General features: G+C 65.8%; 12 protein-coding genes, 1 tRNA gene, 2 rRNA genes and 1 pseudogene (1 of these 16 only partly in view). 6 read left to right on the top strand and 10 right to left on the bottom strand.

Translation table 11 applies throughout. The annotated features are described in order from the left end of the window. The 3 genes from BrevBR_RS03615 to BrevBR_RS03605 all read left to right on the top strand — a co-directional run. A 23S ribosomal RNA gene (locus BrevBR_RS03615) occupies nt 1-1,782 on the top strand; it begins 1,007 nt to the left of the window's first position. 81 nt (nt 1,783-1,863) lie between these two features. Next, nucleotides 1,864-1,978, top strand: a 5S ribosomal RNA gene (gene rrf, locus BrevBR_RS03610). Nucleotides 1,979-2,069: 91 nt separating this feature from the next. Further along, nucleotides 2,070-2,146, top strand: a tRNA-Met gene (locus tag BrevBR_RS03605). Nucleotides 2,147-2,387: 241 nt separating this feature from the next. On the opposite strand, the gene BrevBR_RS03600 is transcribed toward BrevBR_RS03605, so the two are convergent. The 9 genes and pseudogenes from BrevBR_RS03600 to BrevBR_RS03560 form a co-directional block, all read right to left on the bottom strand. Then, nucleotides 2,388-3,077, bottom strand: coding sequence for a response regulator transcription factor (locus BrevBR_RS03600; RefSeq protein ID WP_339999962.1), 690 nt, complete (start codon nt 3,075-3,077; stop codon nt 2,388-2,390). Between the two features lie 6 nt (nt 3,078-3,083). Continuing rightward, complete coding sequence (locus BrevBR_RS03595; protein ID WP_339999961.1) at nt 3,084-5,762, bottom strand: sensor histidine kinase KdpD; 2,679 nt, start codon at nt 5,760-5,762, stop codon at nt 3,084-3,086. 1 nt (nt 5,763) lies between these two features. Further along, nucleotides 5,764-6,342 (bottom strand): potassium-transporting ATPase subunit KdpC, encoded by a 579-nt coding sequence (gene kdpC / locus BrevBR_RS03590; RefSeq protein WP_339999960.1) that lies wholly within the window; start codon nt 6,340-6,342, stop codon nt 5,764-5,766. Between the two features lie 12 nt (nt 6,343-6,354). Beyond that, the gene (locus BrevBR_RS03585; RefSeq protein WP_339999959.1) at nt 6,355-7,104 is read right to left on the bottom strand and encodes a TorF family putative porin; all 750 of its coding nucleotides are present in this window, start codon (nt 7,102-7,104) and stop codon (nt 6,355-6,357) included. A 26-nt stretch (nt 7,105-7,130) separates the two neighbouring features. Continuing rightward, nucleotides 7,131-9,200, bottom strand: coding sequence for a potassium-transporting ATPase subunit KdpB (gene kdpB, locus BrevBR_RS03580; RefSeq protein WP_339999958.1), 2,070 nt, complete (start codon nt 9,198-9,200; stop codon nt 7,131-7,133). Between the two features lie 15 nt (nt 9,201-9,215). Further along, entirely contained in the window at nt 9,216-10,925 is a 1,710-nt protein-coding gene (gene kdpA, locus BrevBR_RS03575) for a potassium-transporting ATPase subunit KdpA (protein ID WP_339999957.1), read from the bottom strand. A gap of 12 nt (nt 10,926-10,937) precedes the next feature. Beyond that, nucleotides 10,938-11,024: a potassium-transporting ATPase subunit F gene (locus BrevBR_RS03570; RefSeq protein WP_340000753.1), complete on the bottom strand. Its 87-nt coding sequence runs from the start codon at nt 11,022-11,024 to the stop codon at nt 10,938-10,940. Nucleotides 11,025-11,243: 219 nt separating this feature from the next. After that, nucleotides 11,244-11,915, bottom strand: coding sequence for a potassium channel family protein (locus tag BrevBR_RS03565; RefSeq protein WP_339999956.1), 672 nt, complete (start codon nt 11,913-11,915; stop codon nt 11,244-11,246). Next, nucleotides 11,908-13,197: pseudogene (locus tag BrevBR_RS03560) on the bottom strand (TrkH family potassium uptake protein). Before BrevBR_RS03560 ends, BrevBR_RS03565 begins: the two are co-directional and overlap by 8 nt. A 181-nt stretch (nt 13,198-13,378) precedes the next feature. Between BrevBR_RS03560 and BrevBR_RS03555 the strand changes: the two are divergent. From BrevBR_RS03555 to BrevBR_RS03545, 3 genes are read left to right on the top strand one after another with little or no spacing between them, the layout of a single operon-like run. Beyond that, entirely contained in the window at nt 13,379-13,768 is a 390-nt protein-coding gene (locus BrevBR_RS03555; RefSeq protein ID WP_339999955.1) for a DUF2589 domain-containing protein, read from the top strand. A 23-nt stretch (nt 13,769-13,791) separates the two neighbouring features. After that, the gene (locus BrevBR_RS03550; RefSeq protein ID WP_339999954.1) at nt 13,792-14,058 is read left to right on the top strand and encodes a hypothetical protein; all 267 of its coding nucleotides are present in this window, start codon (nt 13,792-13,794) and stop codon (nt 14,056-14,058) included. Further along, the gene (locus BrevBR_RS03545; RefSeq protein ID WP_339999953.1) at nt 14,046-14,363 is read left to right on the top strand and encodes a hypothetical protein; all 318 of its coding nucleotides are present in this window, start codon (nt 14,046-14,048) and stop codon (nt 14,361-14,363) included. Before BrevBR_RS03550 ends, BrevBR_RS03545 begins: the two co-directional genes overlap by 13 nt. A 282-nt stretch (nt 14,364-14,645) precedes the next feature. Here the strand turns inward: BrevBR_RS03545 and ileS are convergent, their stop codons facing one another. Next, nucleotides 14,646-17,594 (bottom strand): isoleucine--tRNA ligase, encoded by a 2,949-nt coding sequence (ileS, locus tag BrevBR_RS03540; RefSeq protein WP_339999952.1) that lies wholly within the window; start codon nt 17,592-17,594, stop codon nt 14,646-14,648. Nucleotides 17,595-17,684: the final 90 nt, after the last annotated feature.

Below are 17,684 nucleotides of genomic sequence, written 5' to 3'. Positions count from 1 at the left end.
AAAAGGGAAACAACCCTAACCATCATCTAAGGCCCCCAAGTACTGGCTAAGTGGGAAACGATGTGGGATTGCTTTGACAATCAGGAGGTTGGCTTAGAAGCAGCCATCCTTTAAAGAAAGCGTAACAGCTCACTGATCAAGCGATCCTGCGCGGAAAATGTAACGGGGCTCAAGCCAGTCGCCGAAGATATGGGTGTGCACTTATGTGCATGCGGTAGCGGAGCGTTCCGTAAGCCGGTGAAGGTCAGGCGTGAGCCTGGCTGGAGGTATCGGAAGTGAGAATGCTGACATGAGTAACGATAAACAGTGTGAGAAACACTGTCGCCGAAAGACCAAGGGTTCCTGCGTAAAGCTAATCTGCGCAGGGTTAGTCGGCCCCTAAGGCGAGGCTGAAAAGCGTAGTCGATGGGAAGCAGGTAAATATTCCTGCACCAGCTGGAAGTGACGGATGGTGTAAGTTGTCAGGGCTTATTGGATTGTCCTGGCAGCGAAGCTGTCCCTGGAAATAACTCCAGCAGAGACCGTACCCGAAACCGACACAGGTGGTCAGGTAGAGTATACCAAGGCGCTTGAGAGAACTGTGCTGAAGGAACTCGGCAAATTGCACGCGTAACTTCGGAATAAGCGTGACTCACCTAGCGCAAGCTAGACTGAGTGGCACAAGCCAGGGGGTAGCGACTGTTTAGCAAAAACACAGGGCTCTGCGAAGCAGCAATGCGACGTATAGGGTCTGACGCCTGCCCGGTGCCTGAAGGTTAAAGGGAGTTGTGAAAGCGACGAACTGAAGCCCAGGTAAACGGCGGCCGTAACTATAACGGTCCTAAGGTAGCGAAATTCCTTGTCGGGTAAGTTCCGACCTGCACGAATGGCGTAACGACTTCCCCACTGTCTCCAGCACAGGCTCAGTGAAATTGAATTCCCCGTGAAGATGCGGGGTTCCCGCGGTCAGACGGAAAGACCCTATGAACCTTTACTATAGCTTCGCCTTGGCGTTAGCGACCGTATGTGTAGGATAGGTGGGAGACTATGAAGCCGGGGCGCCAGCTCTGGTGGAGTCATCCTTGAAATACCACCCTTACTGTCGTTGACGTCTAACCGAGGGCCGTTATCCGGTCCCGGGACATGGCGTGGTGGGTAGTTTGACTGGGGCGGTCGCCTCCCAAAGTGTAACGGAGGCGCGCGATGGTGAGCTCAGAGCGGTCGGAAATCGCTCGTCGAGTGCAATGGCATAAGCTCGCCTGACTGCGAGACTGACAAGTCGAGCAGAGACGAAAGTCGGCCATAGTGATCCGGTGGTCCCGCGTGGAAGGGCCATCGCTCAACGGATAAAAGGTACTCTAGGGATAACAGGCTGATTTTGCCCAAGAGTCCATATCGACGGCAAAGTTTGGCACCTCGATGTCGGCTCATCACATCCTGGGGCTGGAGCAGGTCCCAAGGGTATGGCTGTTCGCCATTTAAAGTGGTACGTGAGCTGGGTTCAGAACGTCGTGAGACAGTTTGGTCCCTATCTGCCGTGGGTGTTCGAAGCTTGAGAGGATCTGTCCCTAGTACGAGAGGACCGGGATGGACATACCTCTGGTGGACCTGTCGTGGCGCCAGCCGCGCAGCAGGGTAGCTATGTATGGAATAGATAACCGCTGAAAGCATCTAAGCGGGAAACTAACCTCAAAACAAGGCTTCGCTGAGGATCGTGGAAGACTACCACGTTGATAGGCCAGGTGTGGAAGTGGGGCGACCCATGAAGCTTACTGGTACTAATAATCCGATCGGCTTGATCGTTTCTCAGCAAAACTCATTCGATTTTTTCAGCTAAAGCTGAACTGACAATGTCTTCTCACAATCGTCTATCCGCCTGGTTGACCTGGTGGCTATGTCGGAGGTTCCCCACCCGATCCCATTCCGAACTCGGTCGTTAAGCCCTCCAGAGCCGATGGTACTTCGTCTTAAGGCGCGGGAGAGTAGGTCGCCGCCGGGTCTACCAGACGGATAGATGATTGTATTATGGCCCCTCATTCGTTGGATTGGGTCCATCTCTCGAACTGCTCTTCCCTTACACTACCGTTTGCCGCGGGATGGAGCAGCCCGGTAGCTCGTCAGGCTCATAACCTGAAGGTCGCAGGTTCAAATCCTGCTCCCGCACCCAAGAAAAGCCTGTTCAATCAGGCGGTTAGCCCCCTCTTCGGAGGGGGCTTTTCCAATTCCCGGCCCACCCCGGCCGTTCAGGCGATTTGTCAAAGATTCCTGCCGGCTACGGACTGTTTCCGTGGGGTTCCCAGCCGTTCCGACGGCTCCAAGGCGCAACGGCGGCACATTTCGAGGCGGTCTCTCGGGACGCCGCGCCGGTGTGGTGCCGGCGCAGGCTTTGAGGGCAGGAGCGTCGAGAACTAGCCGTTCAGCCGGTAGCCAACCCCGGGCTCTGTCTCGATCAGGTGCGGATGGGCCGGATCGACCTCCAGCTTTTGCCGCAACTGGCCGATCAGCACCCTCAGATACTGGGTGTCGTTCTTGTGCGCGGCGCCCCAGACGGCAGTCAGCAGGGCACCGTGGCCGATCACCTTGCCCGCGTCACGGGCGAGATGGGCCAAAACCTCATATTCCTTGGGCGTCAGGCGGATGGCGGCGTCGCCGCGTGTCACCAAGCGGCGGTCAAGGTCGATGACCACGTCGCCGATCTTCAGTGGCCCGGCGGGCTCGTGGCGACCGACAGCCTGGCGTAGATGGGCACGCAGCCGGGCCAGCAGTTCGCCGACCCCGAAAGGCTTCTCGACATAATCGTCGGCGCCAAGGTCCAGCGCCTCGATCTTCTCGGCCTCGCGATCGCGGGCTGACAGGATGATGATCGGCCTGGCGTAGAATTCGCGGGCGCGAATGAGCACGTCCTTGCCGTCCATGTCGGGAAGGCCGAGGTCGAGCACGACGGCGTCGGGGCCCCACAACGCGATGCCACGCAGCCCCTCTTGGCCGCCGTCCGCACGCTTGGGCTCATAGCCGGCCGCGTCGAGGGCTGGCGACAGGAAGCGGTGGATCTGCGGTTCGTCGTCGATGACGAGGATGCGGGGTCTGGCGGCAGACATGGGGCCCTATAGCAGGTCGCGATGGGTGGCGATGGACTTGGGCAGGCTGATCAGGATGCGGGTGCCGTGGTCACCCACGATCGGGCTGGCGGCGGCGATGCGGCCGTTCATCGCCTCGACGAATCCCTTGGCGATGGCCAGGCCGAGGCCCGCCCCCTTGGAGCGATCCGGCTGTTCCTCCATGCGGCGGAATTTGTCGAACACCAGTTCCAGTTCGGCGGTGGGGATGCCCTTGCCCTCGTCCTCGATGCTGATGACCACCGAGCCCCGGTCCTCATAGGCCGCCAGCTCGATGGTGGAGCCGTCGGGGCTGAAGGCGATGGCGTTCTCCAGAATATTGACCAGCGCCTGCTCCAGCAGGCCATGGTCCAAGCTGACCATGCTGAGCTGGGCTGGAAAGTCGCGGGTCAGTCGGCGCGCGCCGAGCCGGCGCGAGACCCGCTCGGCCGCCGCGTTGAGGACGTCGCGAACATCGGTCCAGTCGGCCTTGATGTTGAGCGCCCCGCCTTCGAGCCGGGTCATGTCCAACAGGTCGCCGACATAGCGGCTGAGACGTTCGGCTTCCTCGCGAATGCTGAGCAGCAGGTCCTTATGGACCTCGGGCTTCAGGGTCGGGCCATAGTCGATCAGGGTGGTGGCGGCGCCGAGCACGGTCGAGAGCGGGGTGCGCAGGTCGTGACTGACCGAGTTCATCAGGGCGCCGCGGAAGCGGTCGGTGCGGCGCAGGGTCTCGGTCTCGACTGCGTCACCGGCCAACTGCGCCCGTTCCAGCGCGACGGCGCCCTGTTCCAGCAAGGCCAGGGCCAGCCGTTCCTCGTCCGAGCCGGGCGCGAGGGCGTCCGCCTCGATCCCCGCCACGCCGGACCGGGAGCGGACGCCTTGCAGGGGCCGGAACGTCCAACTGGTCTGCGGCAGCGTCCCGGTGCCGTGCCCGGCAGGCTCGCCGCGCTCCCATGCCCATCGGGCGGCGGCCATGGCGGCGGCCCCCAGCTTCTCCAGCTCTGGCGCGCCGGCGACCGGCGCGATATCGCCGTCTTGGGGCAACAGGACGATCGCCTTGGCGCCGGCGGCGGCGGCGGTCTGCTCGGCCAGCACCTTGGCGGTTTCGAATCGATCGTCGGCGCCCGCCAGCGCCTGGCTGGCAGCGAGAAGCGCCGACACCGCCGAGGCCCGGCGCTGGGCGTTCCTCGCCTGGTCCCGGACCCGGCCCGCGAGCCCGCCGGTCACCGACGCGACCGCCCAGAAGACGATCAGGGTGAGGACGTCGGTCGGAGAGCCGATGATGAAGGTGTAGCGCGGTTCCAGAAACAGGAAGTTGTAGGTCAGGAAAGCGACCGTCGCGGCCGCGAGCGCCGGTCTGAGCCCGTAGAGAACACCTGCGGCGAGCACGGCGGACAGATAGACGACGCCCAGATCAACCCGCTCGAAGGCGCGATCCAGTCCGAGCGCCACGGCCGTGGCCGCCGCGATGAACGCCGCTCCGACGGCATAGCCCCGCCAATGGCCGGGTCGAGTGAGGTCAGGGACCTTCAAGACCCTTTCGGGCGCGGCGCCGCCTTGCTCCGTTACCACATGCAGGGCTGCGCCCTTGGCTGCACGCAGTAGTTCGGCCGCCAGAGAACGGCCGAGTAGTTCGCTGATGCGGCTGTCGCGGCCCTTGCCGATGACGATCTGGGTGACGTTGTTTCGATCGGCGTAGTCCATCACCGTGCCGACGACGTCGTCACCGGTCAGGACGACCGTGCGCCCGCCCAGTTGCTCGGCCAGCGCGAAGGCCTCGCTGACCCTCGCGCGGCCTTGGGGCTTCGACACCGGCTGATTGGGGCGTTCGACATGGGCGACGGTCCACGGGGCGTCCATGGTCATGTCGGAAAGCCGTCGACCGACGCGAACCAGAGACGAAGCGATCGGATCGCCGCCGACCAGGACCAGGATGCGCTCGCCCGCCGCCCAGGGTCCTTCAACGCCGCGCTCCCGCAGGGTCGCCAGAAGCTGATCGTCGATGGTCTGGGCCGCGCGCCGCAGGGCCATCTCGCGCAGGGCGGTCAGGTTCTCGACCTTGAAGAAATTCTCCGAGGCCAGGCGCGCGGTCTCGGGCACATAGACCTTGCCCTCGGACAGCCGCTTGCGCAGTTCGTCGGGGGTGATGTCGACGACCTCGATGTCGTCGGCCCGGCTCAGGGCGCTGTCGGGCACGGCCTCGCGCTGGCGCACCCCGGTGATGCGCAGCACCACGTCGGACAGGCTTTCCAGATGCTGGACGTTCAGCGTCGTCCAGACGTCGATGCCGGCGGAGAGGATCTCCTCGACATCCTGCCAGCGCTTGGGGTGGCGAGAACCGGGGACGTTGGAATGGGCATATTCGTCGACCAGCAGCAGGTCGGGCTTTCGCTCTAGCGCGGCGTCGATGTCGAACTCCATCAGGGCGCGGCCCTTGTAGTCGATCGGTCGGCGCGGCATCACCTCCATGCCGCGCAGGAGGCTTTCGGTCTCGCGCCGGCCATGGGTCTCGACCACCCCGACAACGACGTCGCCGCCCTCGGCCTTTCGGCGTCGGGCGGCCCGCAGCATCTCATAGGTCTTGCCGACCCCCGGCGACATGCCGAGGAACACCTTCAGCCGACCGCGTTTCGGTCGCGTCAGATCGACCGGCGAGGCCTCGGGACCTGGCGGGGCGTCTGGCAAGTCAGGTCGCGGCGGGGAAGCGGGCGTCGAGCGCCCGATTGGTCAGCAGCACATTGACGCGCGGCTGGCCGATGAAGCCAAGGAAGGCGCCCTCGGTGTTCGCGTCGATCACCTGCTGCACCACGTCCACATCCACACCTCTCGCCCGCGCCACCCGCGCCGCCTGCAGCCGAGCGTAGGCCGGGGAGATGTGGGGGTCGAGGCCCGAGGCGGAAGTCGTCACGGCATCGGCGGGGATGACCGTCGCGCCCGTGTCGGCCCGGATGGCGTCAGCGTCGGTCTGGATGCGTTCGGCCAGGTCGGTGTTGAGCGGGCCCAGGTTCGAGCCCGAGGAGGCCGAGGCGTCATAGCCGTCGCCGGCGGCCGAAGGACGGGGGTGCAGATAGCGCGCCTCGGCGAACGGCTGGCCGATCAGGGCCGAGCCGACCACCTGACCCTGGGCGTCGCGGATCAGGCTGCCGTCGGCCTGTGACGGGAAGGCGACCTGGGCGACGCCGGTGACGCCCAACGGATAGGCCACGCCGAGCAGAAGGGTGAAAAGGGCGATCATGACGATCGCGGGGCGGAGTTGGCGGAGCATGGGCGTGGTCCTCTAGAAGGCCGCCTTCAGCGAGGCCACGGCGCGGCCGCCGTAGATCTCGCCGAATTCGTGCGCTTCGGTGTCGTGATAGCGGAGGTCGAGAGCGAGGTTGTCGGCCAGTTGCCGGGCCACGCCCAGGTTCCAGGTCGTGTAGTCGAAGTCCGAGGACAGGAACTGGCGTCCGATGGCGCCCGAGATCGTCCATCTGTCGGCCGGCGAGACGGCGGCGTTGGCCTCGACGTATGTAGCCTCGTCCTCGGCGGCGCCGAAGAAGTCGGGCGACCAGTAGACGGCGGCGCCGAGGGTGGCCGGGCCGATGGCGCGCGAGGCCGCGACCTTCGCTTCTACATAGTCGTAGTCCGCGCCGTTTGGCTGGCCGGTGTAGAAGTATCCGACGGCGCCGATGTCCCAGACCCAGCCCGCGAACTCGGGACGCACGCCGGTGTAGAGGTCGATCTCGGCGTTGGTGTCGGGATCGCCGGGGAAGGCGACGTTGGAGGCCCAGGCGCCGGCGTAGAAGGTTCCGCTGGTCAGATCGACGCCGCCCGAGATCGCGGCGTCCTCCTCAGTCTGGCTGACGCCCCGGAAGACGTAGTCGGAACCGACGGCGACGTTCCAGGCGATGTCGGGGCCAGAGGGTTCGGCGACGGCCTGGGCGTCGGCGTGCGAGGCGATGCCCCAGACGACCAGGGCGACCAGACAGGCGCCGGCGAACCAGAGGTCGTTGCGGCCGGCGGCCTTGAAGCGGGATTTGCGGGCCATGGAAATCACTCTGTGATTGTAAAAGGTCACGCCAGGCCGAGGCCGGAGATGACGATGTCGATCAGCTTGATGCCGACGAACGGGGCGACGAGGCCGCCGAGGCCGTAGATCAGCAGGTTGCGGGACAGCAGCGCGCCCGCCCCGATGGCGCGATATTTGACCCCGCGCAGGGCCAGCGGGATCAGGGCGACGATCACCAGGGCGTTGAAGATGACCGCCGACAGGATGGCGCTCTGCGGGCTGTGCAGCCCCATGACGTTGAGCGCGCCCAGCGCCGGCAGGGCGACCACGAACATCGCCGGGATGATGGCGAAATATTTGGCCACGTCGTTGGCGATCGAGAAGGTGGTCAGGGCGCCGCGGGTGATCAACAACTGCTTTCCGACCTCGACGATCTCGATGACCTTGGTCGGGTCGCTGTCGAGGTCGACCATGTTGCCGGCCTCGCGCGCGGCCTGGGCGCCGGTCTGCATGGCCACGCCGACATCGGCCTGGGCGAGCGCTGGCGCATCGTTGGCCCCGTCGCCGCACATGGCGACCAGCCGGCCCTTGGCCTGCTCGGCCTTGATGAGGCGCATCTTGTCCTCGGGCGTGGCCTCGGCGAGGTAATCGTCGACCCCGGCTTCCGAGGCGATGGCGGCGGCGGTGACCGGATTGTCGCCGGTGATCATCACGGTGCGCAGGCCCATGCGGCGCAGGTCGGCGAACCGCTCCTTCATGCCGGGCTTGATCACGTCCTTCAGGTGGATGATGCCGACGAGGACTCCGTCCTCGACCACCGCCAGGGGCGTGCCGCCCGAACGGGCGATCCGGTCGACCGCCTGGCGGAACTCGACCGGGGCGTCGGCCTCGGCCAGATTCAACGACTTGAGCACGGCGTCGACGGCGCCCTTCCGCCAGGACTTGCCGTCCGCATCCACACCCGACTGCCGGGTCGTGGCAGAGAACGGGATGGTCCTGGCTCCGGCGGGCAGGTTGACGGCCAGACCGGCGTTGCGGCCCAGTTCGATGATCGAGCGGCCCTCGGGCGTCTCGTCGGCGAGGGACGCCATGACGGCGGCGCGCATCGCCGCTTCCGGCCGGACTCCCGGCACATGGATCACCTCGGTGGCCATGCGGTTGCCGAAGGTGATGGTGCCGGTCTTGTCGAGCAGCAGGGTGTCGACGTCGCCCGCCGCCTCGACCGCGCGGCCCGAGGTGGCCAGCACATTGACCTTCAGCAGCCGGTCCATCCCGGCGATGCCGACGGCGGACAGCAGGCCGCCGATCGTGGTCGGAATCAGGGTGATGAACAGGGCCCCGAGGACGATGGGATCCAGCGTGATTCCGGAATAGGCCCCCAGACCCAGCAGCGTCACCACCGCGATCAGGAACACCAGGGTCAGGCCCGCCAGCAGCACGGACAAGGCCAGTTCGTTCGGCGTCTTCCGGCGGTTGGCCCCCTCGACCATGGCGATCATGCGATCGAGGAAGGTCGAGCCTGGAGCCGAGGTGATGCGCACCTTGATCCAGTCGGACACCACGGTGGTGCCGCCGGTGACGGCCGAACGGTCGCCGCCGCTTTCGCGGATCACCGGCGCGCTCTCGCCGGTGATGGCGGCCTCGTTGACCGAGGCGATGCCTTCGACGATCTCGCCGTCCGAAGGGATAAGATCGCCCGCCTCGATCAGCACGATCGAACCGATTTCCAGTTCGTGGGCGGGCGTCGGCACCGTCAGGCCGCTCTTCGGATCGACGATCAGCTTGGCCTTGGTGGTGACGCGCGTCGCCCGCAGCGAGTCCGCCGCCGCCTTGCCCCGCCCTTCGGCGACGCTCTCGGCGACGTTGGCGAACAGCACGGTGGCCCACAGCCAGACCGCCAGCTGGATGGCGAAGCCGGCGGCCTCGCCGGCGACGACGGCTGCGATGGCCGACACCGTCGCCAGCAGGGCCACGATCCAGGTGGTGAAGATCACCGGGTTCCGCAGCAGCTTGCGCGGGTCCAGCTTGACGAAGGCGTCGCCGACCGCCCGGCCCAGCATCGGGCCGGACAGGCCGCCGGCCAGGGGAACGGCCCGGCGGGTTTCGCCCAGGTGCTCGGGATTTGCGAAGGTCATGTCAGGGGTCCCGGATCAAAGCCCGGCCACCACGCCCAGCACCTGGAAGTGCTCGACGAGGGGGCCAAGGGCGAGGGCGGGGAAGAACTGCAACCCGCCGAGGATGAGGATGACGCCGATCAGCAGGCCTATGAACAGCGGCCCATGGGTCGGCAGCGTGCCGGGGCTGGGGGCCAGCCTGGGCTTGACGACCAGGCTGCCGGCGATGGCCAGGACGGCGACGGCGGGCACGAACCGGCCCATCAGCATGCCCAGACCCTGGGTCGTGTTCCACCACGGCGAGTTGGCGGTCAGGCCGGCGAAGGCCGAGCCGTTGTTCGCTGCGGCCGAGGTATAGCCGTAGAGAATCTCGGACAGGCCGTGCGGTCCATCGTTCAACAATCCTTCCAGCGCGGCCGGAAGCACCGCCGCCACGGCCGCGAAGCCGAGAATGGCCAGAGGCAGGACCAGCACCGCCACCATGGCGTACTGAACCTCCCGCGCCTCGACCTTCTTGCCGAGATATTCGGGCGTGCGACCGACCATCAGCCCGGCGATGAAGACCGCGAGCAGGGCCATGACCACCATGACGGCGATGCCGGAGCCCACACCGCCGGGCAGGATTTCCCCCAGCTGCATCAGGAACATCTGCAGCCCGCCGCCCAGAGGCATGTAGCTGGCGTGCATGGAGTTCACGGAGCCGTTCGAGGCGCCGGTGGTCATGGTCGCCCAGGCGACAGAGGCCGGAACGCCGAAGCGGACTTCCTTGCCTTCCATATTGGCCGAGGCGTCGACACCGGCGGCGACGAGCGCCGGCGCCGGTTGGGTCTCGATGGCATACATCGCCGCGGCCGAGAGGCTGAGCAGGACCAGAGCCGCGACGGCGAGCGCCCGCATATCCTTCTTCGCCAGCACGCTGCGGCCGAAGGCGACGAAGGCGGCCCAGCCGAGCACATTGATGGAGATGGCTGTGATCAGATTGGTCAACGGCGTCGGGTTCTCGAACGGATGCGCCGAGTTGACGTTGAAGACGCCGCCGCCATTGATGCCGAGTTGTTTGATCGCCAGCTGGCTGGCGGTGGGAGCCAGCGAAAGCGTCTGCGATCCGCCCTCCAGGCCGGTCGCGGTCGCGGAGGCGTCCAGCGTCTGGGTCACCCCCAGCGCGACCAGAACGATCGCGAGGACCACTGACAGGGGCAGAAGCACCCAGAGCGTCGTCCGCGTCATGTCGGCCCAGAAATTGCCGATCCCCTCCCCGCGATTTGCGACGAAGGCGCGCGCCAGGGCCGCCGCGATGGTCGCGCCGGTCGCGGCCGACAGGAAGTTCTGCACCGTCAGTCCCGCCATCTGGCTGAAGTGCGACATCGTCGTCTCGCCGCCGTAGGACTGCCAGTTGGTGTTGGTGACGAAGCTCACGGCGACGTTGAAGGCCAGGTCAGGCGACAGGCCGGCGAACCCCTGCGGATTGATCGGCAGGACGTTCTGGAAACGCAGCAAGGCGTAAAGCAAAAGGAAGCCGGCCGCGTTGAAGGCCAGCAAGGCGCCCGCATAGCCGAGCCAGCCCTGGCTATGCGCCGGGTTCACGCCGGCGGCGCGGTAGAATAGGCCTTCGACCGGCTTCAGCACCGGATCGAGCCAGGTCCGCTCCCCGTTCCAGACGCGGGACATATAGATGCCGAGGGGCCAGCCGATCAGAATGGCAAGGCCGAGGGTCAGGGCGATCTCCGCCCATCCTTGAATGGTCATGACGGCGGCTCCCTAGAACCGCTCGGGGCGCAGCAGAGCCGCCATCATGTAGACGGCGACGACGACCGCGCCGACGCCCCAGAGTGTGGCGACCAGCATCGTCACACCCTCTTCAGGACAGCGGCGAGAACGGCGAAGACGACAAACGCCCCGCCGCCGATCGCCAGAAAAATCAGATCGGCCATGCCGACGCCTCCAGCTCAGTTCAGAGCGGCAGAAGACGCCTCAAACACGTAAGCGGGCCATTCGAATTGGGGCGCTTGGCATAAGGGAAGCGTAAGGATCGATGCGGAGGACCCAGCTTCATCATAACGGCCCCTATGGGAGGGCGGCGAAGCGTTCCACTTTTTGCGTTGGGCCTGAGATGATCAGAAGGTCACCCTCGACCACGAGAGTATCAGGCTTCGTATAGGTGAAATCCTCACGCGGACGCTTCACACCCACGACGGTGATGCCGTGCCGTGTGCGTAGTGCGGACTCTCCCAAGGTCTTCCCCAAAGCTTCTTGGGGCGGGCGCGCTTTCACGATGGCGAAATCGTCGTCGAACTCGATGAAGTCGATCATCTTGCCAGTGACCAGATGCGCCACCCGCTCGCCCATGGCGGCCTCGGGGTAAACCACATGATGGGCACCGGTCTTCTCAAGGATCATTCCGTGGTTCCGACTGATCGCCTTGGCCCAAATGTCGGGCACGCCGAGTTCGCTAAGCGCGAGGACGGTCAACACACTGGCTTCAATGTCGCTGCCGATGCCGACGACGGCGTGCTGGAAGTCCGCAACGCCGAGCCGGCGCAAGGCATCGATGTTGCTAGCGTCCGCCTGCACGACGTGGGTCAGTCGATCGGACCACGACTGCACGAGCGCCAGACTTTCCTCGATTGCTAGAACCTCGTGGCCCAGGAGGCTCAGGCTCTGGGCCACGGCGCCGCCGAAACGGCCCAGGCCCACCACAACGACATTGTTCGAAGTCTGCTTGTTTGATCTAGCCAACGATGGGGCGCTCCTGCGGGTAACGATAGGGGACGTGTCGGGCGCGTAACGCCAGCGCTGCGGCCACGGTTATTGTTCCGACGCGTCCGACGAACATGAGGCCGATGAGGATCAACTGCGCGGACGCCGGAAGCGACGCCGTAATGCCGGTGCTCATGCCCACGGTCGCGAAGGCTGAGATGACTTCGAACAACACCTTGTCCAAAGGCTGCGTTGAGAGCGACAGGATCGCGAGAGTCGAGACGCCGACCAGACCGACCGCCAGCAGCACGACCGCCAGTGCCTGCCTTTGGACATCCGGGCATATGCGGCGCCGGAATACCGTGACGTCGGAACGGCCCCGGACTTCCGCCCAGACGACAATGCCCAGAAGCAGAAAGGTCGTAACTTTGATTACGCCGGCCGTGCCGGCGCTGCCGCCGCCGATCAGCATCAGGCCGTCCGTCAGGAAAAGCGTCTCAGGGCGCATCTGGCCGACATCCACGGTGTTGAAGCCGGCCGTGCGGCTCATCACGGAGTGGGTGAAAGCGTTCAACGTCTTCCCGGCGCCCGACATCTCGCCGATCGTGCCGACGTTGTTCCATTCCGCCACCGCGACCCCCAGGAACCCAAGGAGCAGCAGGCCGACCGTGCCGAGCAGCGTCAGTTTGGCATGGATCGACCAACGCCCTGGCACCCGCCGTTCCGTCAGCAACTCATTGATCACCGGGAAGCCCAATCCGCTGACGATGATCGCCGCACACAGCGGCAGCAGGACCAGTGGATCGAGCGCGAACCCCATCAAGCTGTCGGTGAAGGTGGAGAAGCCCGCGTTGTTGAAGGCTGAGACCGAATGGAACACTCCGTTCCAGGCCGCGACGCCCCAAGGTTCGCCTTAGCCGAAGTGAAGCCGCAAGGTGAGGGCCACCGCTACAGCCAACTCGAAGGCCAGCGTCACCCCCAGAATGGTGAGCAGGACGCTCTTCACATCCTCCAGTTCGAGGCACTTGGTCTCGGCCTGCACGACAAGACGACGACCCAGCCTCATGCGCCTCGAGACCAGCATCCCAAGCAGGGTGGCGCCAGCCATGATTCCGAACCCTCCCACCTGGAAGAGAGTGAGGATCACCACCTGCCCGAAGGGGGACCAGTAGGTGGCAGTATCAACCGTGATCAATCCCGTCACGCAGGCGGCGGACGTGGCGGTAAACAACGCGGTGAGGAGCGGCGCCGGACTGCCTGTCGTGGTAGCCCATGGCAGCGACAGCAGAACCGTGCCAGCCAGGAACGCCAGAGGCACCATGCGCGCCGGATGATCGAGAATCGGTCTTCGCAAGGCGTCACCTTCGGCAACAGGGCGGCCCTTATAGCCGATCTGCTAGCGCGAGATAGGACCCCACCCAGGTGTTGGGGTCGCCGTCCCTGGTCAGGTCGACTGCGGAACGAGAAGATCAGCGGCAGGGATTTGATTCACCCGGTCGAGGATGAAGGACGGCGGCACCGGCACGGAGGACGAGGACGTCGTCATGGACGTGCCCCTGCTGGCCATCGTCAAGGTGCCGTCCCTGTTCATCGACACGGTCGACATCACCTTCGACATGGAGGTGAAGTCCTCGAGCTCGCAGAAGGAGTCCGAGGACAAGGCGGGCAAATTCTCCGCCGACATGGAGGCCGGCTGGGGCTGCTTCAGCATCAAGGTCCATGTCGAGGGCTCGGTGGCGACCCACAAGGAGAACACCCGTTCATCCGACAACTCGGCCAAATACCATGTCGAGGTTCACGCCTCGGACAAGGGGATGCCCGAAGGGCTGGCGCGGGTCATGGACATCATGAACTCGGCGATCGTGCCCAAGGCCCTACCGAAGGCGGCCTGATCCTGAACTGAGGAGGCTTCGCCTTGGCCGACGACCGGTTCCAGCTCCCTGACATGCGGTTCGTCAAACGGATCGTCGTGGGCAGCCAGAATCCGTCGCCGATCAAGTCGGAGGAGGAGATCGAGCAGGCGATGGGGCTGTTGAATCGTTGCCTGACCGACCTTCCCAAGGGGGTGATCGTAGGGCTGGAGAAGAGCTTCTCCCTGCTCAACATCGGCGAGCATCAGGTCGTGCTGCAGTACACGGTCTACCACGTCGGCTTCTCGCGGAAGCCGCCGTGGCTGGAGTGAGCGGACCCGACAGCGTCTGGGCCGGGCGGGTCACGCCCGGCCTGGTCGCGGCGTTCAAGGCCGGACGCGCGCGGCTGGCGCCGGCGGGATTGACCGTCGCCCTGGTTCAGGTGCGATGGCGCGAGCCGGTCGGGACGCCATGGATCGAGCCGGCCTGTTTCCGCTGGCTGGTCCGCCTGCTGGGCGCGAACCGGCGGTCGCAACTGCCGCCGACAGTGCGGGTGACGCTGCGGGTCACGGAGGGACCGGACGGCCGGGCCGCGGTCGGCGTCGTCACGCGGCCGGGCAAGAGTTCACGCACCTGACTGCGGGTTTGGCGCTCCTGGCGCGGACGGCGGAAAACATGGTCCGGATAGTCCGGATGGTCCGGACGGCCAGAGCTTCACCACCCGGCGTCGTCAGGCGGCCCGGGAGGAGCCGGAGCATCGGACGGCGGTTTTGGCGCGAACGGCGGAAAACACGGTCCGGATCGTCCGGATAGTCCGGATAGCGACGCCTTCATTCGCATAATTCGATTGTCAAAGACCGGACCCCGAAGGGCCCGGTCAATGAAGCATGCGCCTGCGTCAATTCCGGACGCAGGCGCGTCAGGCGTTCCGGGAATCCCACCAGCGCACGGCGTCCGCGTCGCGGGCGCTGAGGTCCGGGTAGGCGGGGTCGGAGCCGACGTCGGGCACGCGCCGCCACGAGCGGGCGCATTTGGGGTAGTCCGCCAGGTTGACCTCAACAGAGATGGGGCCGTCTGCGACCTCAACTTCTGCTCCTGACGTGCGGAACACTTCAGCCGGATCCACAGCGTCCAACTTACTTCCGTCGGCAAGCTGTCCTTTGAAAAGGTCGTCGAGCATCGGCGCGAGCTTCACCGTCGGCCAAGCATCAAGTGCGCTGCCGATGCGCTTGTCGCGGCGCGCGGCCTCCAAGGCGTCGTTGACCGCCGTCAGAACTGTATCGATGTTCCGCCAGCGTTGTAGCTCATTGACGCTCTCCCACTCCGCCGGCGTGTCCGGGATCACCCGGGCGCAGTTGGAGCCGCCGTCGGGGAAGCGGGTGCCCCACGCCTCTTCCATGGTGAAGGGCGTCAACGGGGCCAGCCAGGCGGTCAGGCGCATGAAGACCGCGTCCATCACCGTGCGGGCCGCGCGGCGGCGGATCGCGTCGGGGCGGTCGCAGTAGAGGCTGTCCTTGCGGATGTCGAAATACAGGGCCGACAGGTCGTTGGAGCAGAACTCCAGCACCGGCCGGACGACGTCCTGGAAGCGGTAGTCGGCGTAGGCGGCGCGCACGTCGCGATCCAGTTCCCACAGCCGGTGCAGGATGAACCGCTCGAGCGGCGGCATCTGGTCCAGCGGCAGCCGCTCTTCCTCGTCGAAGCCGACGAGGGCGCCCAGCAGGTAGCGGACGGTGTTGCGCAGCTTGCGATAGGCGTCGACCGTGGTCTGCAGGATCTGTTTCCCGATCCGCTGGTCCTCGGCGTAGTCCACCAGCGAGACCCAGAGGCGCAGGATGTCGGCGCCGGATTCCTTGATGACGACGGCGGGGTCGGTGGTGTTGCCCCGCGACTTGGACATCTTCTCCCCGTTCTCGTCCTGGGTGAAGCCGTGGGTCAGGACGGCGTCATAGGGGGCGCGGCCGCGGGTGCCGGCGCCCTCCATCAGGTTGGACTGGAACCAGCCGCGGTGCTGGTCCGAGCCTTCGAGATACAGGTCCGCCGGCCAGTGCGACGGACGGTCGCCCGTGTAGCCGTGCGCCGGGTCGCGCGTTTCGAGCGTGAAGGCATGGGTGCAGCCGCTGTCGAACCAGACGTCGAGGATGTCCTCGATCTTCTCATAGCGGGCCGGGTCGTGGTTCCCGAGGAAGTCGGCGTCGGGACGGGTGAACCAGGCGTCGGCGCCGCCTTCGGAAATGGCCGCGGTGATGCGGGCGTCGACCTCGGCGTCGATCAGGGGCTGGCCGGTCTGTTTGTCGACGAACATGGCCAGGGGCGTGCCCCAGGCGCGCTGGCGGCTGATCAGCCAGTCGGGACGGCCCTCGACCATGGAGCGGATGCGGTTGCGGCCCGCCTCGGGGTGGAAGTCGGTCTTGTCGATGGCCTCCAGCGCCCGTTCGCGCAGGGTTCCGTCGCCCTTCAGCGGCGCGTCCATGCGGATGAACCACTGGGGGGTGTTGCGGAAGATGATGGGGGCCTTGGAGCGCCAGCTGTGCGGATAGGAATGCTCCATCCGGCCGCGCGCCAGCAGGTTGCCGGCCTCGATCAGCTTTTCCATGACCGCGCCGTTGGCGGGGCCGAATTTGCCGGTCTTCTTGCCCTCGGTCTCCAGCACCTTGAGACCGGCGAACAGGGGGACGTGGTCGTAGTAGGCGCCGTCGGGATCGACCGTATCGGGCACCTCGTGGTGGCCGTGGGCCCTCCAGACCTCGAAGTCGTCGGCGCCATGGCCGGGGGCGGTGTGGACGAAGCCGGTGCCGGCGTCGTCGGTCACATGGTCGCCGGCCAGCAGGGGCACGGAGAAACCGTAGCCGGGCGACAGGGCCGCCAGCGGGTGGGCGCATTCGAGGCCCGACGGGTTCAGGTCGTCGATGCGGGTCCAGGCGGCGATCTTCGCGGCCTTGAAGACGTCTTCCGCCAGCTTGTCGGCCACGATCAGACGGTCGCCCGGCTTGGCCCAGGGCTGGAACTCCAACCCCTCTTCCATGGCCGTGACCTCATAGAGGCCGTAGGCGATCTCGGGGCCGTAGCTGATGGCGCGGTTGGCCGGGATGGTCCAGGGCGTGGTGGTCCAGATGACGATCGACGGATTGGCGTTGCGGAACGACAGCAGGTCGTCGGGGTGGTCGTCGGTCGCGCCGGTGACGGGGAATTTGACCCAGACCGTCGGGCTGACGTGGTCGTGGTATTCGATCTCGGCGTCGGCCAGGGCGGTACGCTCGACCGGCGACCACATGACGGGCTTGGAGCCGCGGTACAGCTGGCCCGAGTTCTTGAACTTGTGGAATTCGCCGACGATGGCCGCCTCGGTGGTGAAGTCCATCGTGGCGTAGCGGTGGTCCCAGTCGCCCAGGACGCCCAGCCGCTTGAATTGCTCGCGCTGCACGTCGATCCAGCCGGCGGCGTATTCGCGGCACGCCTGACGGAATTCGGCCTTGGAGACCTCGTCCTTGCGGCGGCCCCTGGCGCGGTACTGTTCCTCGATCTTCCACTCGATCGGCAGGCCGTGGCAGTCCCAGCCGGGCACGTAGTCGACGTCGTTGCCCAGCAGGAAGCGGCTGCGGACCACGAAATCCTTCAGCGTCTTGTTCAGGGCGTGGCCGATGTGGATGTCGCCGTTGGCGTAGGGCGGACCGTCATGCAGGACGTAGAGGGGCGCGCCTTCGGCCTGACGCTGCTTGCGCAGGGCGGAATAGAGATCGCCCCACGCCTCGATGATCGCCGGTTCCTTCTGCGGCAGGCCGCCGCGCATCGGGAAGGGCGTCTCGGGCAGGAAGACCGTTTCGCGGTAGTCGCGAGCGGTGGAGGGCGTGTCGGCGGCGTCGGCCATGAAGTCTCGTTTCGTCGTGGGTGATCGTTCGCGAAGATTTTACGCGCTATCGGCCGTAGGCCTGTCTGAGCGCATGTCGATATCCCGGCG

It is taken from the genome of Brevundimonas sp. BR2-1 (assembly GCF_037626195.1).
Classification (GTDB): Bacteria; Pseudomonadota; Alphaproteobacteria; order Caulobacterales; family Caulobacteraceae; genus Brevundimonas.
Note: the sequence above shows the minus strand (reverse complement) of the source record. Positions and strands in the feature narration are given on the sequence as shown.